The 25,629-nt window shown below is 70.1% G+C and carries 16 protein-coding genes; 7 read left to right on the top strand and 9 right to left on the bottom strand.

Annotation, left to right across the window (positions count from 1 at the left end; translation table 11 throughout):
• Nucleotides 1–44: 44 nt before the first annotated feature.
• Nucleotides 45–836: a transporter substrate-binding domain-containing protein gene (locus H0B54_RS19435; RefSeq protein WP_188261699.1), complete on the bottom strand. Its 792-nt coding sequence runs from the start codon at nt 834–836 to the stop codon at nt 45–47.
• A 47-nt stretch (nt 837–883) separates the two neighbouring features.
• Nucleotides 884–1,576 carry a GntR family transcriptional regulator gene (locus tag H0B54_RS19440; RefSeq protein WP_188261700.1) on the bottom strand — a complete coding sequence of 231 codons (693 nt, stop codon included), beginning with the start codon at nt 1,574–1,576 and terminating at the stop codon, nt 884–886.
• Nucleotides 1,577–1,843: 267 nt separating this feature from the next.
• Here H0B54_RS19440 and H0B54_RS19445 point away from each other — a divergent pair, with 267 nt between their 5' ends.
• The 3 genes from H0B54_RS19445 (at nt 1,844) to H0B54_RS19455 (ending at nt 4,404) form a co-directional block, all read left to right on the top strand.
• Entirely contained in the window at nt 1,844–2,635 is a 792-nt protein-coding gene (locus H0B54_RS19445) for an SDR family NAD(P)-dependent oxidoreductase (RefSeq protein WP_188261701.1), read from the top strand.
• 63 nt (nt 2,636–2,698) lie between these two features.
• Nucleotides 2,699–3,871: a zinc-dependent alcohol dehydrogenase gene (locus H0B54_RS19450; RefSeq protein ID WP_188261702.1), complete on the top strand. Its 1,173-nt coding sequence runs from the start codon at nt 2,699–2,701 to the stop codon at nt 3,869–3,871.
• Nucleotides 3,872–3,885: 14 nt separating this feature from the next.
• A complete protein-coding gene (locus tag H0B54_RS19455) occupies nt 3,886–4,404 on the top strand; it encodes a cyclase dehydrase (protein WP_188261703.1) in 519 nt (172 codons plus the stop codon).
• A 146-nt stretch (nt 4,405–4,550) separates the two neighbouring features.
• On the opposite strand, the gene H0B54_RS19460 is transcribed toward H0B54_RS19455, so the two are convergent.
• The 7 genes from H0B54_RS19460 to H0B54_RS19490 all read right to left on the bottom strand — a co-directional run bounded on the left by H0B54_RS19460 (nt 4,551) and on the right by H0B54_RS19490 (nt 12,507).
• Nucleotides 4,551–4,754, bottom strand: coding sequence for a YbdD/YjiX family protein (locus H0B54_RS19460; RefSeq protein WP_014197888.1), 204 nt, complete (start codon nt 4,752–4,754; stop codon nt 4,551–4,553).
• 62 nt (nt 4,755–4,816) lie between these two features.
• Nucleotides 4,817–6,883 (bottom strand): carbon starvation CstA family protein, encoded by a 2,067-nt coding sequence (locus H0B54_RS19465; protein WP_188261704.1) that lies wholly within the window; start codon nt 6,881–6,883, stop codon nt 4,817–4,819.
• Between the two features lie 144 nt (nt 6,884–7,027).
• Nucleotides 7,028–7,315: a DUF3325 domain-containing protein gene (locus tag H0B54_RS19470; protein WP_188261705.1), complete on the bottom strand. Its 288-nt coding sequence runs from the start codon at nt 7,313–7,315 to the stop codon at nt 7,028–7,030.
• Between the two features lie 2 nt (nt 7,316–7,317).
• Nucleotides 7,318–8,952, bottom strand: coding sequence for a PepSY-associated TM helix domain-containing protein (locus H0B54_RS19475; protein WP_343068982.1), 1,635 nt, complete (start codon nt 8,950–8,952; stop codon nt 7,318–7,320).
• 13 nt (nt 8,953–8,965) lie between these two features.
• Nucleotides 8,966–9,247 carry a DUF3649 domain-containing protein gene (locus H0B54_RS19480; protein WP_188261706.1) on the bottom strand — a complete coding sequence of 94 codons (282 nt, stop codon included), beginning with the start codon at nt 9,245–9,247 and terminating at the stop codon, nt 8,966–8,968.
• Nucleotides 9,244–9,984: a cobalt ABC transporter substrate-binding protein gene (locus H0B54_RS19485; protein WP_188261707.1), complete on the bottom strand. Its 741-nt coding sequence runs from the start codon at nt 9,982–9,984 to the stop codon at nt 9,244–9,246. Before H0B54_RS19485 ends, H0B54_RS19480 begins: the two co-directional genes overlap by 4 nt.
• Before the next feature lie 30 nt (nt 9,985–10,014).
• Nucleotides 10,015–12,507 carry a TonB-dependent receptor gene (locus H0B54_RS19490; RefSeq protein WP_188261708.1) on the bottom strand — a complete coding sequence of 831 codons (2,493 nt, stop codon included), beginning with the start codon at nt 12,505–12,507 and terminating at the stop codon, nt 10,015–10,017.
• A 593-nt stretch (nt 12,508–13,100) separates the two neighbouring features.
• Between H0B54_RS19490 and H0B54_RS19495 the strand changes: the two genes are divergently transcribed.
• The 4 genes from H0B54_RS19495 to H0B54_RS19510 all read left to right on the top strand — a co-directional run bounded on the left by H0B54_RS19495 (nt 13,101) and on the right by H0B54_RS19510 (nt 25,442).
• Nucleotides 13,101–20,858 (top strand): hypothetical protein, encoded by a 7,758-nt coding sequence (locus tag H0B54_RS19495; RefSeq protein ID WP_188261753.1) that lies wholly within the window; start codon nt 13,101–13,103, stop codon nt 20,856–20,858.
• Between the two features lie 197 nt (nt 20,859–21,055).
• A complete protein-coding gene (locus H0B54_RS19500) occupies nt 21,056–22,390 on the top strand; it encodes a TolC family protein (protein WP_246472629.1) in 1,335 nt (444 codons plus the stop codon).
• Nucleotides 22,387–24,069: an ATP-binding cassette domain-containing protein gene (locus tag H0B54_RS19505; protein ID WP_188261709.1), complete on the top strand. Its 1,683-nt coding sequence runs from the start codon at nt 22,387–22,389 to the stop codon at nt 24,067–24,069. Before H0B54_RS19500 ends, H0B54_RS19505 begins: the two co-directional genes overlap by 4 nt.
• Entirely contained in the window at nt 24,066–25,442 is a 1,377-nt protein-coding gene (locus H0B54_RS19510) for an HlyD family type I secretion periplasmic adaptor subunit (RefSeq protein WP_188261710.1), read from the top strand. Before H0B54_RS19505 ends, H0B54_RS19510 begins: the two co-directional genes overlap by 4 nt.
• Nucleotides 25,443–25,629 lie beyond the last annotated feature (187 nt).

A 25,629-nucleotide genomic window follows, 5' to 3' on the forward strand; every position in this document is an offset into this window, starting at 1 on the left:
CCACCCGCGGCGTCCCGGCCCTGTCATCGTCAGAGGTCCCTGGGTCAGAGGTCCTTCGGCAGGTCGGCGGACAGCCACTTCTGCGCGATGGCGTTCAGCGAGCCGTCGGCCTTGGCCGCCGCCAGGATGCCGTTCAGCTTCTCCAGCAGGGCCGGCTGCTCCTTGCTCAGGCCGATGAAGCAGGGGGAGTTCTTGATGAGGAACTTCAGCTCCGGCCGCTTCGGCGGGTTGCGGGCGAGGATCGCCGCCGCCACGACGTTGCCGGTCGCCACCACCTCGACCTGACCGGACAGGAAGGCGGAGATGGTGCCGTTGTTGTCCTCGTAGCGCTTGATGACCGCGTCGGCGGGGGCGATCTTGGTCAGTTCCAGATCCTCGATGGCGCCGCGGGTCACGCCGACGGTCTTGCCGGCCAGTTCCTCCGGCTTCGAGGCGGTGACGCCGGCCGGGGCGAAGACGCCGTTGAAGAAGGGCGCGTAGGCGTCGGTGAAGTCGATGACCTTCTCGCGCTCCGCGTTCTTGCCGAGGCTGGAGATCACCAGATCGACCTTGTTGGTCTGCAGGAAGGGGATGCGGTTGGCGCTGGTCACCGGCACCAGTTCCACCTTCACGCCCATCTTGGCGCCGATCAGCTTCGCCACGTCGATGTCGTAGCCGAGCGGGGCCATGTCCGGGCCGACCGAGCCGAAAGGCGGGAAGTCCTGCGGGACGGCGACGCGCAGCGTGCCGCGCTTGGTGATGTCCTGAAGGGCGTCGGCCCGCGCGGCGGGGGCCTGGGCGATGGAAAGGCCGGCGACGGCGGCGACGGCCAGGGCGAGCAGGGTCCTGCGCTTCATGTCTCTAACTCCTCCGGTTCTGGATGGAATGGGTTGCTTGAAAGGGTTCAGGCGGGGGCGCCGGGCGAGAGGATCTCGCGCAGGCCGGCCAGGGGATCGGGGGCGGCGGCGAGGTCGAGGCCGTCCTCGACGCGCCGGATGTGCTCATCCATCAGCCGCGCCGCGCCGACGAAATCGCCGTCGGCCAGCAGCGTCACGATGCCGGCGTGGTCGTCGCTGGACGCCGCGGCGTCCTGGTCGGACTGGTAGAGCATCGACACCAGCGTCGTGCGCGCGGTCAGGTCGCGCAGGATGTCGGTCAGGAAGGCGTTGCCGAAGGCGTGGGCGAGGTGGATGTGGAAGTCGCCGAGCAGGCAGGTGCGCGAGCCGACATGGCCGGTGTGCAGCGCCTCGCGCTCCTCCTCGACATGGGCGCGCAGGTGGGCGACGGCATCGCCGGGCAGCGAGCGCCCCGGCAGCGCCTGCAAATCGCGCAGCATGCCGGTTTCGATCACCCGCCGCGCCTGGAAGGCAGCCCGCGCCTCCGTCGCCGAGGGCTCGACGACGAACCAGCCGCGCCGGGCGCTGACATGGACGATGCCGCGCGTCTCCAGCCGCATCATCGCTTCCCGCACGCGGGTGCGGGACACGCCGTAGACCTCGGCCAGCTTCGCCTCGCCCAGCCTTGTGCCGGGCCGCAGTCGCCCGCCCAGGATGGCGGAGATCACGCTGTCTTCGATGCTGTCGGGAAGCTGGGTCATCAGGCTGCCGCACCAATCTTGTATACAAGACTGTTGAGCAAGAGGCGTGCCAGCCGGAACGGCGCGGAATCGCTGGGGTCACACCCTCGCCACGATCAAAAATTGGGCATGGAGCCGACCTGATTAAGCCTTATGCACTTTTCTGCGGCACCGCTTCGTTGCGCTTGCCCCCGATGGCGAAGGGCGGCCGCGGAAAAGGCGGAACCAACGGCTGCCATCTCCAGTTGGGCTGAGGGATTCTCCCGCTTCGCCAAGAGGACCGTCCCCATGGCTCGTGCAGCCACCCATTCCCTTGCCATCGTCACCGGCGCTTCCACCGGCATTGGCCTCGAACTCGCCAAGCAGTGCGCCCGGAATGGCTTCGACCTCCTGATCGCCGCCGACGATCCGGCCATCGAGGAGGCCGCCAAGGAGCTGCGCACGCTCGGCGTCACGGTCGAAACGGTGCAGGCGGACCTCGCCACCCTCGACGGCGTCGACAAGCTCTGCGCGGCGGTGAAGGGCCGACCGGTCGACGCCCTGCTCGCCAACGCCGGCCACGGGCTGGGCCACGGCTTCCTCGATCAGGACTTCCAGGAGGCCCGCCACGTCATCGACACCAACATCACCGGCACGTTGTACCTGATCCAGAAGGTGGGGCGCGGCATGCGCGACCGCAAACAGGGCCGCATCCTGATCACCGGCTCGATCGCCGGCTTCATGCCCGGCACCTATCAGGCGGTCTACAACGGCACCAAGGCCTTCATCGACTCCTTCTCCTTCGCGCTGCGCCACGAAATCAAGGCGTCCGGGGTGACCGTCACCTGCCTGATGCCCGGCGCCACCGACACCGAGTTCTTCGAGCGCGCCGGCATGGAGGACACCAAGATCGGCCAGGGCAAGAAGGACGACCCGGCGATGGTCGCCAAGGTCGGTTTCGACGCGATGATGCGCGGCGACGGCGACGTGGTGGCCGGCTGGAAGAACAAGCTGCAAACCGCCATGGCCGCCGTGACGCCCTCCGGCGTGCTGGCCGAGCAGCACCGCAAGCAGGCCGAGCCCGGTTCGGGCCATCACTGATCGACAGCCACTGATCAACAGCCGCCCGCTCCCTTCCCCACCACCCCCACGGAGGAGCCCCGTATGAAAGCCCTGGTCTGGCACGGCACCGCTGACATCCGTTACGACACCGTCCCCGACCCCGAGATCGAGCAGCCCCGCGACGCCATCGTCAAGGTCACGTCCTGCGCCATCTGCGGTTCGGATCTGCATCTCTACGACCACTTCATGCCCGGCATGGAGAAGGGCGACATCATGGGCCACGAGTTCATGGGCGAGGTCGTCGACGTCGGGGCCGAGGCCAAGAGCGCCCTGAAGGTCGGCGACCGCATCGTCGTTCCCTTCACCATCTGGTGCGGCGAGTGCGAGCAGTGCCGCCGCGGCAATTATTCGGTCTGCGAGCGCTCCAACCGCAACAAGGCGATGGCCGACAAACTGTTCGGCCACACCACGGCCGGGCTGTTCGGCTACACCCACCTGACCGGCGGCTACCCCGGCGGGCAGGCGGAGTATGTGCGCGTCCCCTTCGCCGACCGCACCCATGTGAAGATCCCGGACGGGCTGACCGACGAGCAGGTGCTGTTCCTCGGCGACATCTTCCCCACCGGCTGGCAGGCCGCGGCGCAGTGCGACATCCAGCCGACCGACACGGTGGCGATCTGGGGCTGCGGCCCGGTCGGGCAGATGACGATCCGCAGCGCCATCCTGCTGGGCGCCAAGCAGGTCATCGCCATCGACCGCGTGCCTGAGCGCCTGTCCATGGCCAAGGCCGGCGGCGCCATCACCATCAATTTCGAAGAGGAAAGCGTCGTCGAGCGGCTGAACGAGCTGACCGGCGGCAAGGGTCCGGAGAAGTGCATCGACGCCGTCGGCATGGAGGCGCACGCCACCGCCACGCTCGATTCCATGTACGACCGCGCCAAGCAGGCGCTGGCCCTGGAATCCGACCGCGCCCATGTGCTGCGCGAGATGATGTATGTCTGCCGCCCCGCCGGCACGCTGTCGATCCCCGGCGTCTATGGCGGGCTGATCGACAAGGTTCCCTTCGGCGTGTCGATGAACAAGGGCCTGACTTGGCGCATGGGCCAGACCCACGTCAACCGCTGGACCGACGACCTGCTGCGCCGCATCCAGGAGGGCCAGATCGACCCGTCCTTCGTCATCACCCACACCGTGGGTCTGGCCGACGGGCCGGGCATGTACCAGACCTTCCGCGACAAGCGGGACGGCTGCATCAAGGTCGTGCTCAAGCCGTAACAGGGAGGCGCACCATGGCGTATTACCGACGGAATTCGTCGGCGGACCGGATGGCCCGTGGTTTGGGCTGGTTCAGCATCGGGCTGGGCGTCGCCGAACTGGTGGCCGCCCGCCGCCTCGCCCGCTGGATGGGGATGGAGGAGCAGGCCGGGCTGATCCGGACCTACGGCGCGCGCGAGGTGGCGACGGGCGTCGGCCTGCTGGCGATGGGCGACGCCCGCCCCTGGATGTGGGGGCGGATCGCCGGGGACGCGCTGGACCTCGCCACGCTGGCGTCGGCGCATCACGACGGCAACCCGCGCCGGGAGAACGTCGCCACGGCGCTGGGCGCGGTCGCGGCGAGGACGGCGCTCGACGTGCTGTGCACGGCGATGCTGCACCGGGAGGAGGCGACGGCCTGGACTCCGCCCCGCGACTACAGCGACCGCAGCGGCCTGCCGCGCCCGCCCGCCGCCATGCGCGGCGCCGCCAAGGACGCCCCGATCCTCGCCGACATGCGGACCCCGGCCATCCTGCGCTTCCAGCCGGCCTGAGCGGCTCGGTCATAGCCCTCTCCCCCCTGGGGAGAGGGTGGCCCGCAGGGCCGGTGAGGGGGTTGCGCGTGGCGGTTCGTCCGGCACAAGCGCAACCCCCTCACCCTAAACCCTCTCCCCGGAGGGGAGAGGGGACAACACCCCCCTCAACAACAACCAGCCTTGCCGGCGCCGTAACGGGCCTGCAGACGGTTGTCGAGGAACTCGGTGTAGGTCATCGCCGGCTGGTCGGGGTGCCGGGTCCGCATGTGCTCCAGATAGGTGTCGTAGTCCGGCACCCCGATCATGAGCTTGGCCGTCTGTTCGAAGTAACCGCGGAACCGGCTGAGGTTGCTTTTCAAGCCGCTCATCGGTCGTCCTTTTCCACTGAAACGTTCCCTCACCCCTGGGGTGAGGGAACGTCGTGCCTCCATCAATCCCCAGCCCGCGCGGTGGCGCCGCCCGTCGGGATTTCCCGGGTGGTCGGACGGTCGCTGCGCAGCGCCTTCAGGCAGGACAGGATGCCGAAGACCAGCACCGCCAGCACGACCATCACGAACAGCGACGCCAGCGCCGCGTCCAGGTAGTCGTTGAAGATCACCTGCCGCATCTGATCCATCGAGGTCGCCGGGGCGAGCAGCCGGCCCTCGTTGGCGGCGGTGCTGAAACGCTCGGCGTGGGCGAGGAAGCCGATCGCCGGGTTGCTGTGGAAGACCTTCTGCACGCCCGCGGTCAGGGTGCAGATCAGCAGCCACGCCGCCGGCACCATGGTCACCCAGGCGTAGCGCTCCCGCTTCATCCGGAACAGCACCACCGTCGCCAGGATCAGGGCGATGCCCGCCAGCATCTGGTTGGAGATGCCGAACAGCGGCCAGAAGGTGTTGATGCCGCCCAGCGGATCGACCACGCCCTGGTAGAGGATGTAGCCCCAGGCGGCGACGCACAGACCGGTGGCGATCAGGTTGCCGGCCCAGGACGCCGTCCGCTGCAACGGCTTGAAGAAGACGCCCAGCAGATCCTGCAGCATGAACCGCCCGGCGCGGGTGCCGGCGTCGACGGCGGTCAGGATGAACAGCGCCTCGAACAGGATGGCGAAATGGTACCAGAAGGCCATCATCGCCTTGCCGCCGAACAGCTCGGAGAAGATCTGCGCCATGCCGACCGCCAGCGTCGGCGCGCCGCCGGCCCGCGACAGGATGCTCACCTCGCCGACGTCCTGCGCCGTCTGGGTGATCATCTCCGGCGTGATGACGAAACCCCAGTTGTTGATGACCTGGGCCGCGGACTCCGCCGTGGTGCCGAGCACCGCAGGCGGGCTGTTCATGGCGAAGTAGATGCCCGGCTCGATGCAGGAGGCGGCGACCAGCGCCATGATGGCGACGAAGGACTCGGTCAGCATGCCGCCGTAGCCGATGAAACGGGTGTGGACCTCGTTCTCCACCATCTTGGGCGTGGTGCCGGAGGAGATCAGGGCGTGGAAGCCCGACACCGCGCCGCAGGCGATGGTGATGAACAGGAACGGGAACAGGCTGCCCGACCACACCGGACCGGTGCCGTCGACGAAGCGGGTGATGCTGGGCATCTTCATCGGCGGTGCGACGAGCAGGATGCACAGCGCCAGCATCACGATGGTGCCGACCTTGAGGAAGGTCGACAGATAGTCGCGCGGAGCGAGCAGAAGCCACACCGGCAGCACCGACGCCACGAAGCCGTAGCCGATCAGGATCCAGGTGATCTGCACGCCGGTCAGCGTGAACATGGGCGCCAGCGTCTCGCTCTGCGCCACCTGCCCGCCGAGCAGGATCGCCGCGATCAGCAGGAAGAAGCCGATGATGGAGATCTCGCCGATCCGGCCGGGGCGGAGGAAGCGCATGTAGACGCCCATGAACAGGGCGATCGGCACGGTGGCGGCGACCGTGAAGAAGCCCCAAGGGCTGTTGGTCAGCGCCTTGACCACGACCAACGCCAGCACCGCCAGGATGATGACCATGATCATGAAGGTGCCGAACAGGGCGATGACGCCGGGGATGTCCCCCAATTCGGCCTTGATCAGTTCACCAAGCGACCGCCCGTCGCGGCGCATCGAGACGAACAGGATCATGAAGTCCTGGACCGCCCCGGCGACCACCACGCCGGCCAGGATCCACAGCATGCCCGGCAGATAGCCCATCTGGGCCGCCAACACCGGACCGACCAGCGGGCCCGCGCCGGCGATGGCCGCGAAATGGTGGCCGAACAGGACGTACTGGTTGGTCGGGACGTAGTCCAACCCGTCGTTGTGGCGCATCGCCGGTGTCGGGCGCGCCGGGTCCAGCCGCATGACGCGGGTGGCGATGAACAGGCTGTAGTAGCGGTAGGACACCAGATAGGTGCAGACGGCGGCCACGACCAGCCAAAGGGCGTTGATGGTCTCGCCGCGCGCCAGCGCGACGGTGCCGAGCGCGAACGCGCCCAACACGGCGAGAATCAGCCACGGTGCATGATTGAGGATGCGGGGCATGCGTACTCCTCCCAAACGATTCGCAATCGTCGAAAAGCACGATGAACCTGATGAAAACGATGGAGAATCATCCTCCCATCACGCCCGAACGGAAAGAGCAAACTGGCCGGTCGCGACAAAATGGGCCAAAAATAAGGCCTACCCTCAATTTGAGCGGGCAACCCACCGTTGCCGAACGATGAGGGCGCCATGGACGATTCCGGCGCCCAGGCTGGTGTGGCCGCTGAACATGACGAGGCCGAGCGCCCAGCCCTGCCACGCCACGAGGAGGCCCAGCGCCCCCAGCAGGGAAGCCGCTCCGCCGACGCGCAGGGCGGCCGTCGCGAGGGCCGGCAGGGACCGTCCGAACAGGTCGTGCTGCGGACGGTCCATCGCGACGGCCAGCGCGGCGAAGCCCGTCAGGCACAGAATGAAAGACGACAGGTGGGTCATGATCATCCCTCGCGCAGGACGGCGCCGCCGGCGGGTTCGTTGACGGTTTTGGGGGCCGGCTTACGGGCGGGCCGCAGCTTGGCCCGGTGCCGGAGCGTGCGGACCGCCAGGACGGCGTGGAGCGCCGCCAGCGCCCAGCACATCAGGTCCATGCCGACGAACACCCAGTCGCCTTCGGCCAGGCTGCGCCAGAGCGGCCGGTGCGTGGTCGCGGCGTTGAGCACGGGCAGCAGCGCCAGCAACGCCGCGGCCAGCCACAACTGCTCGACCCAGGCCTTCTTCGCCGGGCGCAGCACGCCGTGCAGCAGCGTCAGCGCCCAGACGATGAAGAAGCTGTGGATCTCCCAGTTGGCGCGGTCCGCCAGGGTTTCCGGCAGGAGGCGGTTCGCCCACAGGAAGGCCGCCATGGCGACCGACAGGCCGGCGATGCTGGCGATGTTCAGCCGCTCCACGACGTGGAAGCCGATGTGCGGCCGGGCCGGATCGGGCAGCTTCTGCCGGCGCTTCACCGTCCACATCACCAGACCGGTGCCCACCATGGCGGTGCCGGCGAGGCTGACGAGGAAATAGAGCCAGCGTGTCACCGTGTCGCTGAAGCGCCCCAGATGCAGGGCGTAGAGCACGCCGCGGGTCTCCGCCGCCGGCCCCACCCCTTCATGGACGGCCAGCAGCTTGCCGGTGGTGCCCTCGAATTCCAGATATTGCGGACTCATCGAGACGCGCCCGCCGTCGCCGCGCGCCACCGCCACCCGCGCCGCCGCGTCGCCCGGATGCGTGGCGGTGACCCGTCCGACGCCGTCGCGGCCCCAGCGCTCCTGGGCGTGGCGCACCATGTCCTCGATCGACGCGAGGGGTGCTGCCTCGCCGCTGGGCTTGCCCGGCTGGATGAAGGCGCTGAGTTCGGCGTTGAACTGCTGGCGCTCCGCCGGCGTCTTGATCCCGACCTGCTGGCCCCAGGGCATGTAGAGCGCCATCAGCGTCACCAGCCCCGTGTAGGTGATCATGGCGTGGAAGGGCAGCCCGAACACCGACAGCGCGTTGTGCGCGTCGAGCCAGGAGCGCTGCCCCTTGCCCCAACGGAAGGTGAAGAAATCGACGAAGATCTTCTTGTGGGTGATGACCCCGCTGACGATGGCCACCAGCATGAACATGGCCGCAATGCCGGCGATCCAGCGCCCCCACACCACCGGCATGTAATGGAACTGGAAATGGAAGCGGTAGAAGAAGTCGCCGCCCAGCGTCGCGCGCGACGACACCGTCTGCCCCGTCGCCGGATCGAAATTGCCCTCGCCGAAGCCGCGCTGGCCGGGAGCCGTCCCGGCGGTGCGCCAGAAGGCGTAGACGCTGTTGTTGCGGGCGTCCGGCAGGCGCAGGCTCCATTGCGGACTGCCCGGCACCAGGGCGACGAGTTCGTCGGCCACCCGCTGGGCCACCACGGCCTGATCCGGAACCCCGCTCTGCGCCGGCAGTTCGGGACGCATCCATTGCGACAGCTCGTCCTTGAAGTAGGACACCGTCCCGGTGAGGAACATCGCGTAGAGCACCCAGCCGAGAAGCAGCCCGACCCACGTGTGCAGGTCGGACATGCTCTGGCGGAGGCCGCGGCCGTCGGGGCGCGCTTCCTGATCCGTCTTCACGCTCGGCTCCCCATCACCAGACCGACCACGCCGCCAGCAACAGCGGGGCGGCCACGACAAGAAGGCCCGCCCAGGCGCGCAGCGCGCTGCGGACCGCGAAGACCCAGATCACGGCGGCGGCGTAGATGATGAAACTCGCCATCTCGCCGGTGAGCACCGCCTGCGGCGTGCTCATGGGAAGCGCCAGCACCGCCACGCTGGCAAGTGCGGCCAGCGCATAGCCGCCGAACAGGGCGGCGGCTATGCGCGAGACGAGCGGGCCGACAGAGCGGACCCGTCCGGCCACGGAGGTCATTTGTTGGGCGTCGCCGCCGGGCCGGCGGGGACCGGCGCCAGACCGTCGGGGTGGACGTAGGTCACCGTGGTGACGTAACTGACGCCGTCATACTTTTCGGCGCCGTTGGCGCCTTGGCGCTCGCCGGGGGTGCGCTCGTTCAGGCTGACCTCGGCCACGTAGGTGCCCTTCCACGGCAGGTCGAAGGTGACCAGACCCTGCTCGTCGCTGTGCGCCTCCTTGGCCCAGCCGGACTGGGTGACCAGCATCACCTTGGTCTTGGCCTTGGGCTGGCCCTGGAAGACCAGCTTGAACTGGCCGGGCTTGCCGGTGGGCACCAGATCCAGCGTCAGCTTCGGCGCCTGCTCTGCGAAGCCGGTGATCAGGCGCGCGGCGGGGTGGAACCAGTTGGTGGTCTCCTTGTCGCCCTGCTTCCACGTGTAGAGCGGGTAGAGCGTGTCCTCGGCGACGATGCTCTCCCCGTTGGCGGCCTTGAAGGGCAGCGCGAAGCCGTCGGCGGTCTTGGCGGCCTCGGCCTTTTGCTCGCCCTTGGCGGAGAGGAGGGTGCCGGCCGGCTTGCCGAACTTGTCGAGCAGGCCGGGCGAGACCTCGCGCAGATTCTCGCCGAACTCCCCGAAGCGGATCGTGGCGTTGCCCTGCTCGGGCTGCTCGATCCAGATCTGGTGGGCTTGGGCGGGCATGGCGGCGGGCATGGCGAAGCCCAGCGCGGCGATGAGGGCAAGCGACAGTTTGTTCATGACGTCATCCAAAGGAATGGCTTGGCGGGATCAGAAATCGACGGTGGCGGACAGCAGCACGGTCCGCGGCGACCCGACGGCCACGTAGGTGCCGGTGGTCAGCCAATAGTCCTTGTCGAAGACGTTCTCGACGCTGGCGCGCAGCACGACCGGCTTGCCCGACACCTCGGTGTTGTAGCGGGCGCCGATGTCGAAGCGGGTCCAGCCATCGAAGCGCAGCGTGTTGGCGTTGGTCAGGTAGGAGCCGGACGTGTAGATCACGCGCCCGTTAAGGGCGAGGCCCTCGACCCAGGGGGTGTCCCAATCCAGGCTGGCGGAGAAGGTCTTGTCCGGCACGCCGGCGGCGTCGTTGCCCTCTTCCGAGGCGACGGCGGTCTTCGTCAGCTCCGGCTTCAGGAAGGTCGCGCTGGCCATGGCGCGCAGGCCGGGCAGGACCTCGCCATAGGCGGACAGCTCCAGGCCGCGGTTGCGCTGCTCGCCGTCATAGGCCAACTCGTTGGACGCGGTGCGGATCGAGCTGGGGCGGGTGATCTGGAAGACCGCGGCGGTGGTCGTGATGGTGCCCCAATCGACCTTGACGCCGCCTTCGAGCTGCTTCGACTTGTAGGGTTCGAGCACCGCGCCGGTGTTGGCGTAGCCGGCGCCGACGATGGTGCCGCGCGTCAGGCCCTCGGCGTAGTTGCCATAGACCGCGACATTCTCCAGCGGCTTGACGACCAGACCGGCGAGCGGCGTCGTGGCGCTGGCGTCGTAGCTGCTGGTCTGCGCGCCGGTCGTCGTGCTGAAGCCCTTCACCTTCACCGTCTGGTCGCGCACGCCGAGCGTCAGCAGGATGCGGTCGTTGACGAAGGACAGCGTGTCGGCGATCGCGATGCTGCTGAGCGTCGTCTCCGCCGACTTGCGCGGGTCGGTGCGCGGCGCGGTGATGACGGGCAGCGGCGCCGGGTTGTAGATGTTCGACGCAACCGTTCCGGCGGACTGGATGTAGGCGTTGCCCTCCTCCCGCTGGAAGCCGGTGTAGCCGATGTTCAGCTGGTGGCGGACGGGACCGGTCTCGAAGCGCAGGCGCGCGCCGGCCGTGCCGCTGACCGTCTCGCTGTAGGAGTCGTAGTAGGAGTTGCGGACCGAGAAGTTGCCGAGCGCGTTCACGGCGGGGCCGGACACCGGGAAAATCTGCTCGTTGGTGCCGTCGCGGTAGCCGATGCCGGCGTAGGCGGTCAGCCAGTCCGTCACGTCGAACTCGATGTTCGAGGCGATGGTCTTGTCCTTCTGGACCAGCGTGGTGTTCGGGTACCAGTTGCTGCGCGCGTCGGGCGGCGACGGGATCGCCGTCGTCGTGGACAGGATGCTGATCTGCGGGCGGAAATTGTCGGTGTCGTCGCGCTGGATGATGCCGTCGAGCGACCAGCGCAGCCGCTCGCCCCGGTAATCCACCGCCAGCGAGCCGAGGCCGGTCTTGACGTCGCCGTCCTCGATCGAGGCCTCACCGCCGCGCAGCAGGCCGTTGAAGCGCACGCCCCAGGCGTTGTTCTCGCCGAAGCGGCGCCCGGTGTCGACATGGACGCCGAAGTTGGCGTCGCTCTGGTAGAGCCCGGTCACGCGGGTCAGCGGCTGGTCGCCGGCCCGTTTGCTGAGGATGTTGATGCCGCCGCCGATGCTGCCGCCGGGGGCGATGCCGTTCATCAGCGCGCCCGGCCCCTTCAGCAGCTCGATCCGCTCGATGATCTGCGAGGGCACGCGGTTGGAGGACACCAGCCCGTACATGCCGTTGAAGCCGACGTCACCGGACGGAACGGCGAAGCCGCGGATCTGGAAGGTGTCGTCGAAGCCGTTGCCGCCCGTGGTCGTCCGCACCGACGAATCGTTGATCAGCGTGTCCGCCGCCGTGCGCGCCTGCTGGTTCTCGATCAGCTCAGAGGTGTAGTTGGTCGTGCTGAACGGCGTGTCCAGCGTGTTCCTGGTGCCCAACAGCCCCAGAGTCCCGCCGCGCGCCACCTGACCGCCGGCATAGGGCGGCGGCGGCTCGCCCGGCAGTGCGCCGGCGTTGGCCGAAACCTGGACGGTGGGCAGCACGGTCGCGCCGGCCGGGGCGTCCACGGCCGGCGCGGCAGCCTGCGTGACGAGGCCGTAACCGGACGGCGTGCGCGCAATCTGGTAGCCGCTGCCGTCCAGCAGGCGGCGGAATCCGTCCTCGACCGTCGTCGTTCCGCGCAGCCCCTGGGAGGTCTTGCCCCGGACCTGCGCCGGGTCCACGGCGACGCTCACCCCGGCCTGGGCGGCGAAGCCGCGCAGCGCGGCGTCCAGAGGACCCGGCGGCACGTTGGCGTCAACCGTGCGGGCTGCCGCCGTCTGGGCCTGCGCGGCCGGAGCGAACGGAAGGCCACCCGCGAGGATGGCGCTGGCAAAGCAAACGGCCATGGCGACCGGGCGCAGCCCCGGCGCGAAGACATCCTGCGCGGAGCCGGCGGCACCGCGGCGGCGGGCGGTTTGGCGCAGAGCGTCCTTGCCGCAAGAGTGTAGCATAGAGCCGTTTTCCTCTACCAAAGGGTGTAGATGTGGCGCAGCGTTTGCGACCGGCACCGTGTCGGTTTCAAAAAGCCGAACGTTCTGCGCTGATCGTCATGATGCGAATGATTCTCATTCTAAGCACCTGACCGCAGGTTTCGCAAGAGGCGAACGTCGCGATCGCAGGCGATCCCGCCGCTCCATATCCCTGATTTCATTGTGGAAATTTTAAGCGGGCACCGCTCCCGGCAACCGCGGAACGCCCCCCGGAGGCTGCCACCGGGGTGGTTTACAGGCCTCGCGCAGCGACGCTTTTGAAAAGCGCGATGACGCAGCCTCGCCCAGAATCAATAAAACGGCCGTACCGCAACAAGAACACAACCGATGGTAAATTTCTTTGGCCGCTCATTCAGGCCGCGCCTGCATGCGCATGCTCTCATATAAATAACCATCAAGTCATTGTGGGAAAAACACCATCTTTCGCCCCTTCAGCGCAACAAACACTCGCCGCCACCGGACAAAAAATAAGTTTGTGTTCAGACATTTTTCAGCAAATCACTTTGTTATGAACCCTCCCGAGATGCGACCGCCGCGATGGCGAGAGGGCCACAATGCCGGACACCCAGAACGCCGCTGCCCCCCTGCTGACCATCCCCGATGCCCTCGCATCCGAAGCGGCGGCGGTGCTGCTCGGCGGCGATCCCGGCGCGCTGAAGGCCGTGCAGGACAAGCTGGCGGCGGCACTGACCGGCCAAGGTTTGCCGGAAGGCGCCGCGGGCAGCGTGGCGGACGGTTGGATGCGCGACGTCGCGGCAGGGGTCGGAGCCAGCGCCACACCCGACGCTGCCATCGCGCAGGCGAGCCGGATCGCCGCCGGCACCGCGGCGCGGATGGCCGAGGCGGCGCAGGAGACCGCGGCGCTGACCGGGGAACAACGCCTGGCCGTCGCCCTGGCCCAGGGGCAGGGACTCGGGCCGGGCGGCGCGAGCGATCCCAAGACGGCCGCCGACCTGTCGGCGGCGCTGTTCAGCGGCGTGATGGACCCGACCGCCCGTCCTGCGGGCGCCGCGGACCCGATCGCCGCCTTGTCGCAGGCTCTGACCGCTCCACCCACCGCCCCGGCGGCGGACGTCGTTCCCGTCTCGCCGTCCGACAAGCTCGCCGCGGCGCTCGCCTCCGGCGTGGGGGTGCAGGACGCGGTGAAGGCGCTCGGCCCCGCTTCGGGCGGTCACTTCGCCGAGGCGCTGGAGCAGGCCCTGTCCAGCGGCGCCGACACCGGCAGCGCCATCACCGCAGCACAAGCGCTGAGCGCCGCCGGAGCGGTCCAGACCACCGCCGTCGCCGTCGGGCAGACCGATGGCGCGCGCCTGCTCGGCGCCCTCGCCGCCGGAAGGACGGACGGGGCGGGCAGCAACCCGGCCTTCGCCAGCGTTCTGAACGATGCGTTGGCGCAGGGCGCGCCACCCGACGCGGCACTGGGGGCGTCGGCCAGGGCGCAGACGGACATGGCGGCCCGGCAGGAGGCCGCCGCTGTGCCGGCGAAGCCGGCGGACGCGCTGGTCGCCTCGCTGTCGTCCGGCCAGAACGTAGCGGCCACCGTCAAGACCTTCGCCGCCGCCGCCGGGCTCGACGGCGCGGCGGCCGGAGGCTTCGGCGAGGCTCTGGGACGGGCCCTGTCCGCCGGCCAGGAGATGTCCGGCGCGTTGGGGTCGGCCCAGCAGTCCGTGTCCACGGCAATGGCGCTGTCGGCGGAAACGGCAAAGGGCGTCAAGAGCGACGGGCTGATCGCCGCACTCGCCAGCGGGCAGAACGTGCAGCAGGCGGTCCAGGCGCTGGGCGGGTCCGGCGCTGCCTTCAACGCCGCTCTGGGTCAGGCGCTGGCGGACGGCCGCGCCCCCGGACAGGCACTCGCCGCCGCCCGCCAGACCGCGGAGACGGTGCAGCAGAACGCCCAGGGCAGCGAAGTTCCCGTTTCCGCCGAGAACAAGGCGCTGGCCAATCTCGCCAACCCGCCGCCCGCCGGGGAGTCGGCCAAGAGCGATGGCGAAAAGGCTGCCCAGAGCGCCGACAGCGCCGAGGGCAAGCCCGCCGAGCAAGTCGCCGAAGCCCCGGCCGAGGGCAAGGAGGAGGGCAAGGAAGAGGGCAAGGAAGAGGGCAAGGAAGAGGGCAAGGAAGAGGGCGGCGAAAAGGACGGCGGCGAGAAGGACGGCGCCAAGGAAGACGGCGCCAAGGAGGAGGCGAAGGGCGAAGCCGGCGACAAGGCCGCCGCCGACGCTTCCCCCGACGCGGCGTCCGCGAAGGGTGAGGCGTCTCCCGCAGCGGCCAAGTCCGGCATGGGAAGCGAACCCGCGCTCAAGGCGATCAGCTTCGACGCGGCCGGAACCGCCAAGAGCGCCGACACCGCCGCGCCCAGCGCCACGGCTCCCGCGCCCTCGGCCAGCACCACACCCGCCGCCGCCCCGTCGGTCACCAGGACGCTGACCAGCGACCCCTTTGCCGTCGCCGCGCAGATCCAGCAGCAGGTGGCCCGCGCGCTCGAAACCGCGGCCAACGCCCTGCCCGCGATGGTGCCGCCGGTCGCGGCCCCCACCTTCTCGGCCGGCTTCGACGCGGCGGCCTTCGCGAAGGCTCTGGCGATCGCCGAAGGCACCGCGGCTCCGGCCGGTTTCGCCGTCTTCCATCTGATCGAGGCGATGTTCCGGCCCGGAGAGGCCGGAAGCAACGTGGTCGGCGTCGCCGTGGTGGCAAATCCGGACTCTCCGTTCGGGGTCTGGCAGTACAGCGTGGACGGCGGCGCGTGGGTGGCGGTGGGCACGGTCGGCGACGGCTCGGCCCTCGTGCTTCCGGGCAGCGCCCTGCTGCGTTTCCTGCCCGCCGCCAACTGGAACGGCACCGCGCCGTCGCTGGGGCTGCGGGCGGTGAACAGCGAATGGGCCGAGGGCTTCAGCGGTGCCGAACACCGGCTGTTCACGCTGACCGGCGTCGGCGGCACCACCCCGCTGTCGGCCGACATCGCCCCGTTGACGCTGGAGGTGATTCCGGTGAACGGCGCCCCGGTTGCGACCGGCGCACAAACGGTCCTGGCAGCCGTCACGGAAGACAGCACCGACCCGGCGGGCGCCGGCGTCGCGGCGCTGTTCGGCGGGCTGTTCTCCGACCCTACCGACGCCGTGTTCGGCTCCGCCGGCAACGGCTTCGCCGGTGTGGCGGTGGTCGGCAACGCGGCGACCACCGCCCAGGGGCAATGGCAGTATTGGACCGGCACCGCTTGGGTCGCCGTGGGAGCGGTGTCGGACGGCAACGCCCTGCTGCTGGCCGCCGACGCCAAGCTGCGCTTCGTTCCCGCCGCCGACTGGAACGGCGTGCCGCCGAGCCTGGTGGTTCGCCTGATCGACGATTCACAAGGGGCCGTGACCAGCGGCGAGCGGGCGGACGTCACAGGCGCCGGCGGCGACAGCCGCTACAGCGCCGGGACCATCGCGCTTGATACAGCGGTCAACGCGGTCAACGACGCCCCCGTCGCCACCGGCACGGCGGCCACCCTGCCGACCATCGCCGAGGACACCGCCAACCCGTCCGGTGCCACCGTCTCCACCTTGTTCGGTCCCCTGTTCTCCGACGCCGCCGACGCGGTGAGCGGCGGGTCGGCGGCCAACGGCTTCGCCGGCGTGGTGGTGGTCGGCAACGCCGTCACCGCGACGCAAGGCGCGTGGCAATATTGGACCGGCACCGCCTGGGCCGACATCGGCGCGGCAAGCGACGCCAACGGGCTGCTGCTGGCCGCCGACGCGGCGTTGCGCTTCGTTCCCGCCGCCAACTGGAACGGCCCCACGCCCGCCTTGACCGTCCGGCTGGTCGAGAACAGCGGCGTACCGCTGATCACCGGAAACCGCATCGACCTGACCGGCGGCGTCGGCGGCAGCACGGTCTACAGCGCCGGGACCATCGCGCTGACCGGAACCGTCACCCCGGTCAACGACGCGCCGGTCGTCACCGGAACGACCGCCACCCTGCCGACCATTTCGGAAGACGCCACCGACCCGGCGGGCGCCACCGTCTCCAGCCTGTTCGCCCACCTGTTCTCCGACCCGGCGGACGCCGTGGCGGGCGGCTCCGCCGCGGACGGTTTCGCCGGCATCGCCATCGTCGGCAACGCGGCGACCGCGCAGGGTGCTTGGCAGTATTGGACCGGCACGGCCTGGGCCGCCGTGGGGGTGGTGTCGGACAGCAACGCCCTGCTGCTGGCGGCCGACGCCAAGCTGCGGTTCCTGCCCGCCGCCGATTGGAACGGCGTGCCGCCGAGCCTGACGGTTCGCCTGATCGACGATTCACAAGGGGCCGTGACCAGCGGCGAGCGGGCGGACGTGACGGGTGCGGGCGGCGACAGTCGCTACAGCCTCGGCACCATCGCCCTGACCACCGCCGTCAGCGCGATCAACGACGCTCCGGTGGCGACGGGCACGACGGCGACCCTGCCGACCATCGCCGAGGACACGACCAACCCGGCGGGAGTCACCGTCTCCGCCCTGTTCGGTTACCTGTTCTCCGATTCTGCCGACGCGGTGAGCGGCGGGTCATCGGCCAACGCGCTGGCCGGCGTGGTGGTGGTCGGCAACGCCGCCACCGTGGCGCAAGGAACGTGGCAGTATTGGACGGGCACGGCCTGGGCCGGCATCGGCACGGCGAGCGAGGCCAACGGGCTGCTGCTGGCGGCGAACACGGCGTTGCGCTTTGTTCCCGCCGCCAACTGGAACGGCACCACACCGGCTTTGACCGTCCGGCTGGTCGAGGATGGCGGCGCGCCGCTGATCACCGGCGACCGTGTCGACCTGACCGGCGGCGGCGTCGGCAGCACCGTCTACAGCGCCGGGACCATCGCGCTGACCGGAACCGTCACCCCGGTCAACGACGCGCCGGTCGTCACCGGAGCGACTGCTACCCTGCCGGCGATCGCGGAATACACCGCCAATCCGGCGGGCGCCACCGTCGCCAGCCTGTTCGCCCACCTGTTCTCCGACCCGGCGGACGCCGTGAGCGGCGGGTCCGTCGCCAACGGTTTCGCCGGGATCGCCATTGTCGGCAACGCGGCGACCACGCAAGGCGTGTGGCAATACTGGACCGGCACGGGCTGGGCCGCCGTGGGGGCGGCCTCGGACGGCAACGCCCTGCTGCTGGCGGCGAACACGGCGTTGCGCTTCGTTCCCGCCGCCAACTGGAACGGCACCACCCCGGCTTTGACCGTCCGGCTGATCGACGACTCCCAAGGGGCCGTGACCAGCGGCGGACGGGTTGTCCTGGCGAGCGTGGGCGGCGACAGCCGCTACAGCGCCGGCACCGTCGCCCTGACCACCTCGGTCACCCCCGTCAACGACGCCCCCGCGGCGACGGGCACGGCGGCCACGCTGCCGACCATCGCCGAGGACACCGCCAACCCCGCAGGCACCAGCGTCGCCACCCTGTTCGGCCACCTGTTCTCCGACGCCGCCGACGCGGTGAGCGGCGGGTCAGCGGCCAACGCGCTGGCCGGCGTGGTGGTGGTCGGCAACGCCGCCGTCGCGGCGCAAGGGGCGTGGCAGTATTGGACCGGCACGGCCTGGGCCGACATCGGCGCGGCAAGCGACGCCAACGGGCTGCTGCTGGCGGCCAACACGGCGTTGCGCTTCGTTCCCGCCGCCAACTGGAACGGCACCACCCCGGCCCTAACCGTTCGGCTGGTCGACACGTCGCAAGGTCCGATCGCCAGCGGTGCGCGGGTCGACGCGACGAGCGTCGGCGGCAGCACCGCCTACAGCGCCGGGACCATCGCGCTGACCGGCACCGTCACCCCCGTCAACGACGCCCCGGTGGCGACGGGGACGACCACCACCCTGCCGACCATCGCCGAGGACACCGCCAATCCCGCGGGCACCAGCGTCGCCACCCTGTTCGGCCACCTGTTCTCCGATCCCGCGGACGCGGTGAGCGGCGGCTCCGCCGCCAACGGCTTCGCCGGCGTCGCCATCGTCGGCAACGCGGCGACCGCCGCGCAGGGCGCTTGGCAGTATTGGTCCGGTTCCGCCTGGATCACCGTGGGCGCGGTGGCGGAGGGGACGGCTCTGGTCGTCGCCGCCAACGCGCTGCTGCGCTTCGTTCCCGCCGCCGACTGGAACGGCACCACCCCGGCCCTGACCGTCCGGCTGATCGAGGACGGCGGCGCGCCCATCGTCACCGGCGGCCGTGTGGACCTGACGGCCGGCGTCGGCGGCAGCACCGTCTACAGCGCCGACACCATCGCCCTGACCGGAACCGTCACCCCCATCAACGACACGCCGCAGATCACCGCCGGCACGACGGCGCTGGCCACGGTGAAGGGCGCGGCGGTCGCGGTCACCGGCCTGTCGGTGTCCGACGTCGATGCCGGCGCGCTGCCGATGCTGGTCACGCTGACCGCCGGCCACGGCACGCTGACTCTGGCCAGCGCCGGGTGGGACGCCGTCGTCACCGGCAACGGAACGGACAGCGTCACCATCCGCGCGACGCTCGCCACCATCAACGGGCTGCTCGGCGCCGCCAACGGCCTCCTCTACACGGCCAGCGCCTACACCGGCGCCGACGCCATCCGGATCGTCGTGAACGACCTGGGCAACGGCGGGGCCGGCGGGCCGCTGACCGCCACCGCCACCATCGGCGTCACCGTGGCGCCGCCGAACGCCTCCCCCGTCCTGATCGACACCAACCTCGACGTGAGCGTGGCGGCGGAGGCCCTGACCGCCCCCACCGCGGGCACGGTGGGCATCGCGGTGTCCAAGCTGGTCGGGCTGAACGGCAGCGGCCCGGCGAACGTCACCGACGCCGACGCGGGCGCCCTCACCGGCATCGCCCTGACCGGCGCCAACGAGAGCTATGGCCGCTGGTGGTTCTCCACCGACAACGGCGCGACCTGGAGCCTCGTGGGCGCGGTCAACGACAGCGACTCCGCCCTTCTGCTGCGCACCACCGACCGGCTCTACTTCCAGCCCAACGCCGCGGTGCCGGCCACCGTCAACGGCGCCCTGACCATCCGCGCCTGGGACCAGACCACGGGCAGCGCCGGGTCCAAGGTCGCCGTCACCCTCGGCGCCGGCAGCGCCTTCTCCACCGCGACGGACACCGTCACCCTGCATCCCGGCGTGCTGATCCCCAACGGCTCCTTCGACAAGGGGCTGACCGGCTGGAGCTACACCGGCGGCGCCACGGTGGGTGCCACGGGCGACGGGCATGAGGGAACCCTGACCTCCGCGGGCGGGCGGACGCCGACGCAGCTCGAGGACTTCCTCGGCCTCGCCCACGGTTCCATCGCCGCGGCGACCGGGACCGTCCCGTCCTTCGGCCACGCGATGAAGCTGGCCAGCACCGTCACGGTGACGAAGGACACGACGCTGACCTTCGACTGGGCCTTCATCTTCTCCGATCCCGGCTATCACGACTTCGCCTTCGTCAGCGTCAACGGCGTGGTGACCCTGCTCGCCAAGGACGCGAGCGCCAGCGGCAAGTTCAGCGTGGTGATCCCGGCCAACACCACCCTGTCGCTGGGCTTCGGCACCTCCGACACCAGCGACAACAGCGTCAACCCGATCCTGCGCGTCGACAACGTCAAGCTGACCACCGTCGCGAGCGACCCCATCGTGCTGGACATGGCCGGCGACGGGCTGGCCCTGCGGGCGCTGACTGACGGCGTCCTGTTCGACGTCAGCGGCGACGGCGTGGCCGACCAGACCGGCTGGGTCGGCAAGGGCAACGCGCTTCTGGTGCGCGATGACAACCACAACGGGCAAATCGACGACGGGCGTGAGCTGGTGTCGGAGCATTTCGGAAAAGGCTTCAACAGCAGCCTGGAGGCGCTCGCCTCGCTCGACGGCAACCACGACGGGCGCATCGACGCCGCCGACCAGAGCTTCGCCACGCTCCAGGTCTGGCAGGACGCCGACGGCGACGGGGTGAGCCATCCGGGCGAGCTGCGCACGCTGGCCGAGGCCGGGATCCTCTCCATCGCCACCACGGCCACCCCGACCGACACGACGCTGGCCGGCAACCACATCCTCGGCACCACCAGCATGACCATGGCCGACGGCAGCAGCCGTCTGGTGGCCGGCGTCGCCTTCGACACACAGGCGACCGTCGCGGCGCAGCTGCACAGCCAACCGCTGGCGCCGTCTCCGCAGGCCGATCAGGGGCGCTTCGACTACGCGGCGCTCCTCTCCTCCGGCCTGGGGCTGCCGGACACCGTTCCGGTTGTGCAAAACAGCCTGGATGCGCACAGTGGAGATTGGGCGATGGCACTTCACACCGCAGACACACACCACGCCACAACCCACGCATCGACGATTGTGCCGGTCGCAGAAAATTCATGAACGACTGACAGAATTCGACGCATTTTTAGGTATTTGGATACTGTTTTGTCCTAAATGAGTATGAGAGTTCTCGACTAAGATCATCATCGCTGTAGGCCGAACGGCCTAAACATGCGGCGATCTCCAGGACCCTCATGCACAAGTTTTGTCTTATCGCCACGGTTGCGCTTCCGCTCCTGACCGGAGCGCCACAACTTTTGATTGCGGCACCGCGCGACGAGGTGGTGGCGCTGATCGGCAAGGCGACGGAGACCCACGACCGCCTGCGCGGGGCGGAGGCCGTCGCCGACGGGGCCCGCAACGCTCTGCGGGTCAGTCATGGCGGCTGGTTCCCGACGCTGAGCCTGTCGGCCAACGGCGGGCGCGAGAGCACGACCAAGCCCGCCGGCCTGCCCAACACGGACATGAACGCCTCGCAGTTTTCGGCGCGGGCGACGCAGCTGATCTGGGACTTCGACGCGACCAACGCCGACATCCGGCGCGCCCAGGTGACGCTGGTCCGCGCCGACATCGCGGTGGAGCGCACCCGGCAGGAGCTGCTGGTGGAGGGCCTGACCGCCTACGCCAGCCTCGTCCGCGCCCACCAGCTCCTCGCCTTCGCGCGCCAGTCCGAGGACAACATCCGCCGCCAGACCGGGCTGGAGGAGGTGCGGCTTCAGGAGGGCTTCGGCTTCTCCACCGACGTTCTCCAGGCCAAGAGCCAGCTCGCCGGCGCCCAGGCACGCCGCGTCGCGGCGGAGGAGGCGACGCAGAACGCGCAGAGCCGCTTCCAGGCCTTCTTCGGCCATGTCCCCTTCCAGGTCAGCAACGCCCAGGTCCTGGCGATGACGCGCGCCAGCCTGCCCGTCTCGATGGACGCGGCGGTGGAGGAGGCGCGGCGCCACAACCCGCGCCTTCAGGAGCTGGCCCTGACCGCCGCGGCGGCGCAGGAGGCGGTGACCTCGGTGCGCGGCCGCTCCCTCTACCCGCGGATCGACGGCTTCGTGGAGCGCAACATCAAGCGCGACGTCGCCGGCCAGCCCGGGCGGCAGAACGAACTGCTGTTCAAGCTCCAGGTCACCTTCTCGCTGAACACCGGCCTGACCGCGCTCAACAGCATCCGGCTGGCCGAGGCCGACCTGCGGGCCGCCGACGCCACCTGGGCCGACCAGGAGCGCACGGTGCTGGAGACCGTCCGCAACAGCTGGAACCGCCTGGAAAGCGCCCGCGCCCAAGTCCAGTTGCTGAACGATCAGGCGAGCCTCGCCGCCGGCTTCCTCGACGTGGCGCGGTCGGAGCGCGAGCTGGGCACCCGGTCGCTGATCGACATCCTGTCGGGTGAGACAACTCTCATCAACGCGCGCAGCGACGCCGCCGCGGCGGAGACGGAGCTGGTGCTGGCCGGTTACCGTCTGCTCGCCGCCATGGGCCGGCTGAACGCCGCCGACATCCAGACCAAGCCGATGCCGAAGCTGGCCCCGATGGGCCGCGGCGCGTTCCGTGATTCAGGTCAACGAGATCCGGGCCGGCGCGGCACGGGAGACCAGCGATGAGCGGCGGCGCCATCGGTCTGCTGGTGCTGCGGCTGCGCGCCAACCTGCGGCTGACCACCCGCGTCTTCGCGGCGTCGCTGGCGGCGAACCTGCTCGGGCTGGCCTCCTCCTTCTACACGATGCTGGTGCTGAACCGGTACGTGACGCACGGCGTCGATTCCACGCTGGCGGCGCTGACCGTCGGCGTCGTCCTGTCCATCGCCTTCGAGCATCTGTTCCGCCACGTCCGGCTGGGCATCGCCGGGCGCATCGGACGGGCCGAGCACGAGCGGCTGACCACCGGGGCCTTCGGCATCCTGATGACCGCGCGCAGCGGCGCCGGGTCGGCGGAGGGCGACGCGGCGCGGCGCGAGGCACTGCGGGCGCCGGAGCAGATCGACTCCGCGCTCGGTTCCGCCAATCTGGCGACGCTGTTCGACCTGCCCTTCGCGCTCGGCTTCATCCTCGTGGTCGCGCTGATCTCCTGGCCGCTGGCGGCGGTCTGCCTCGTCTTCACGCTGCTGGCCATCGCCGCCGGGCTGCTGGCCCAGGCGGACATGCGGACGGTCGGCCGCGACCTCGCCCAGGCCGGCGCCGACGCCCAGGGGCTGGTTACCACCGCCATCGTCGGGCGCGACGCGGTCGCCCTGTTCGGCGGCGCCAAGCCGCTCCTCGGCGACTGGCAGCGCGCGGCCAAGGCGCTGCGCGTGGTCCGCGAGCGCATGTCGATGCGCCAGGGCCGTGCCCAGTCGGCGGCGCAGAGCCTCCAGGCGCTCCAGGGCGTGGCGGTGATCGCCACCGGCGCCGTTCTGGTGGTCCGCGGCGAGCTGGACGTCGGGTCGCTGATCGGCATCAACCTGCTGGTCGGTCGCGCGCTGGCGCCCTTCACCCGGCTGGCCCAGATCGGCGAGTCCCTGGCGATGGCCCGGCAGGCGCAGGCGCGGCTGGAGCAGTTCGCCCGCACCGCGGTCGAGCCGACCGGCGGCACCAGCCTGCCCCGATACGCCGGCACGCTGGAGCTGCGCGACCTGACCTTCACCCCGCCGGGCGGCGTCACGCCGCTGCTGCGCCGTCTCAACCTGTCGGTGCCCGCCGGCAGCATCCTGGTGCTGAAGGGCCGCAACGGCTCCGGCAAATCGACGCTGATCCGCCTGATCGCCGGACTGGCCGACCCGCAGGAGGGCGCGGTGCTGGCCGACGGGGTGGACATCCGCAAGTTCGCCCCCTCCTGGTGGCGCCAGCAGATCGGGCTGCTGCCGCAGGAGCCGGTGTTCCTCAACCGCACGATTCGCGAGAACCTGCTGCTCGCCAACCCGCGCCTGTCGGAGACGGAGCTTCATGCCGTCCTGCACCGCGCCGGGGCCGACCGCACGGTGGCGGACTGCGCCCAGGGGCTCGACACGCCGCTGCGCAACTTCGGCCACGAGTTGCCGACCGGCCACCGCCGCCGGCTGGCGCTGGCCCGCGCCCTGGCGGTCGGCGGTCGGCTGATCCTTCTCGACGAGCCGACCGACGGGCTGGATTCCGAGGGCACCGCCACCGTCTACCGCACGCTGATCGAGCTGGCGCGGAGCGGCCACACGGTGATCATCGCGTCCCACGACCCGCGCATCCTCCAGGGCGCCTCGCTGGTGCTCGACCTCGACCAACCGAACGGCGCGGCCGCCATCCGCGAGCCGGCGGGGCTGGTGACGCCATGAAGCCGCTTCCCCTGCTGACCCGCAAGCCCGCCGCCGGCCCCGCCCTGTCCGGGCCGACCGCCATTCCCACAGGGATCCCCACTCCCCTGCTGGGGACGGAACCCACGGACACCGAAAGCCGCTTCGGCGACGGCCTGTTCGCGGTCAGCATCGCCGCCTTCCTCGCCGCACTCGGCTGGGCAGCCATCGCCGAGCTGAACGTTTCCAGCAGCGCCCCCGGCGACGTGGTGCCGCTGTCCTACAACCAGTCGGTCCAGCATTTCGAAGGCGGCATCGTCCGCGACATCCTGGTGCAGGAAGGCGATTCGGTCACCGCGGGCCAGGCGTTGGTCGAGCTGGACCAGACCAAGATCCGCGCCGACCTGGAGGAGCTGAAGCTGCGCCTCGGCTCGCTCTCCGCCGACACCGCGCGGCTGGAGGCGGAAGTCGGGCGCCGCGACACCATCGACTTCCCCGAGCGGCTGCTCCGCGAGCGGCCCGATCTGGTGGCGCAGACCCGCGACCTGTTCCGCGCCCGGCGCGACCGGCTGGCCTCCGACCTCGACATCCAGCGCCAGGACATCGCCCAGCGCGAGCAGCAGGTGGCCGCCGTGCGGGCGCGCATCGGCGGCTCCCAGGTGGCGCAAGGGCTGATCCGCGAGCAGCTCTCCATCAGCGAGACCCTGCTGAAGCGCGAGATCACCAACCGCATGAAGCACCTAGAGCTTCTGCGCGACGACGCCCGCGTCAGCAGCGCCATCGCCGAGGACCGAGCCACCCTGGCCCAGGCCGAAGCGGCGCTGGCCGAGGCGCGCAGCAAGCTGGTGTGGATCGGCCGCAAATACGAGGAAGAGAGCCGCAACGCCCTCGACGAGGCCCGCCGCAACCATGACGAGCTGTCGCAGCGCCTGACCCGCTACCAGGACAGCCTGGACCGCAGCAGCCTGCGGGCACCCATGGACGGCATCGTCAAGACGCTGGCCGTCTCCACCAAGGGCGCCGTCGTCAAGGCCGGCGAGACGGTGGTGGAGCTGGTGCCGCGCGACGGCAAGCTGGTGGTGGACGCCCGCCTGCCGGTGCAGGACATCGGCTACGTCCGCCCCGACCAGCCGGTGGTGGTGACGCTGGCCGGCGGCGACGCCTCGCGCTTCGGCCACATCGAGGGGCGGGTGCGGACAATCAGCCCCGACACGCTGCTCGACGCCAACAAGCAGTCCTACTACAAGGTCCGCGTCGAGCTGCCGGTGACCCGTTTCGACTACGGCGGCAAGACCTACGAGCTGTTCCCCGGCGTGCGCGTGACCTGCAGCATCCTGACCGGGCGGCGCACCATCCTCGATTACGTGTTCTCGCCGGTCCTCAACGGCCTCCAGCACGCGATGCAGGAGCAATGAGGATGGCCGGACCGACTGCCATCATCGCCCTCTCCCGCCTCTCGCGCCCGCTTGCGGGCGCTGACGGCGTCAGGCGGCCTTTAGCCGCCGAGAGCCCCGGGAGAGGGAGGGGCCCCATGCGGAAGCATGGGGAGGGTGAGGGTCGCCCAACGGCGCGACCACCCGATCCTTGCATTCACCCTCACCC

Source organism: Azospirillum tabaci (assembly GCF_014596085.1).
In the GTDB taxonomy this organism is placed as follows: domain Bacteria; phylum Pseudomonadota; class Alphaproteobacteria; order Azospirillales; family Azospirillaceae; genus Azospirillum; species Azospirillum tabaci.

Excerpts from the sequence above, each read along its gene's own strand:
- H0B54_RS19435 (WP_188261699.1), bottom strand. The coding sequence starts at position 836 with ATGAAGCGCAGGACCCTGCTCGCCCTGGCCGTCGCCGCCGTCGCCGGC.
- H0B54_RS19440 (WP_188261700.1), bottom strand. The coding sequence starts at position 1,576 with ATGACCCAGCTTCCCGACAGCATCGAAGACAGCGTGATCTCCGCCATC.
- H0B54_RS19445 (WP_188261701.1), top strand. The coding sequence starts at position 1,844 with ATGGCTCGTGCAGCCACCCATTCCCTTGCCATCGTCACCGGCGCTTCC.
- H0B54_RS19450 (WP_188261702.1), top strand. The coding sequence starts at position 2,699 with ATGAAAGCCCTGGTCTGGCACGGCACCGCTGACATCCGTTACGACACC.
- H0B54_RS19455 (WP_188261703.1), top strand. The coding sequence starts at position 3,886 with ATGGCGTATTACCGACGGAATTCGTCGGCGGACCGGATGGCCCGTGGT.
- H0B54_RS19460 (WP_014197888.1), bottom strand. The coding sequence starts at position 4,754 with ATGAGCGGCTTGAAAAGCAACCTCAGCCGGTTCCGCGGTTACTTCGAA.
- H0B54_RS19465 (WP_188261704.1), bottom strand. The coding sequence starts at position 6,883 with ATGCCCCGCATCCTCAATCATGCACCGTGGCTGATTCTCGCCGTGTTG.
- H0B54_RS19470 (WP_188261705.1), bottom strand. The coding sequence starts at position 7,315 with ATGACCCACCTGTCGTCTTTCATTCTGTGCCTGACGGGCTTCGCCGCG.
- H0B54_RS19480 (WP_188261706.1), bottom strand. The coding sequence starts at position 9,247 with ATGACCTCCGTGGCCGGACGGGTCCGCTCTGTCGGCCCGCTCGTCTCG.
- H0B54_RS19485 (WP_188261707.1), bottom strand. The coding sequence starts at position 9,984 with ATGAACAAACTGTCGCTTGCCCTCATCGCCGCGCTGGGCTTCGCCATG.
- H0B54_RS19490 (WP_188261708.1), bottom strand. The coding sequence starts at position 12,507 with ATGCTACACTCTTGCGGCAAGGACGCTCTGCGCCAAACCGCCCGCCGC.
- H0B54_RS19495 (WP_188261753.1), top strand. The coding sequence starts at position 13,101 with ATGCCGGACACCCAGAACGCCGCTGCCCCCCTGCTGACCATCCCCGAT.
- H0B54_RS19505 (WP_188261709.1), top strand. The coding sequence starts at position 22,387 with ATGAGCGGCGGCGCCATCGGTCTGCTGGTGCTGCGGCTGCGCGCCAAC.
- H0B54_RS19510 (WP_188261710.1), top strand. The coding sequence starts at position 24,066 with ATGAAGCCGCTTCCCCTGCTGACCCGCAAGCCCGCCGCCGGCCCCGCC.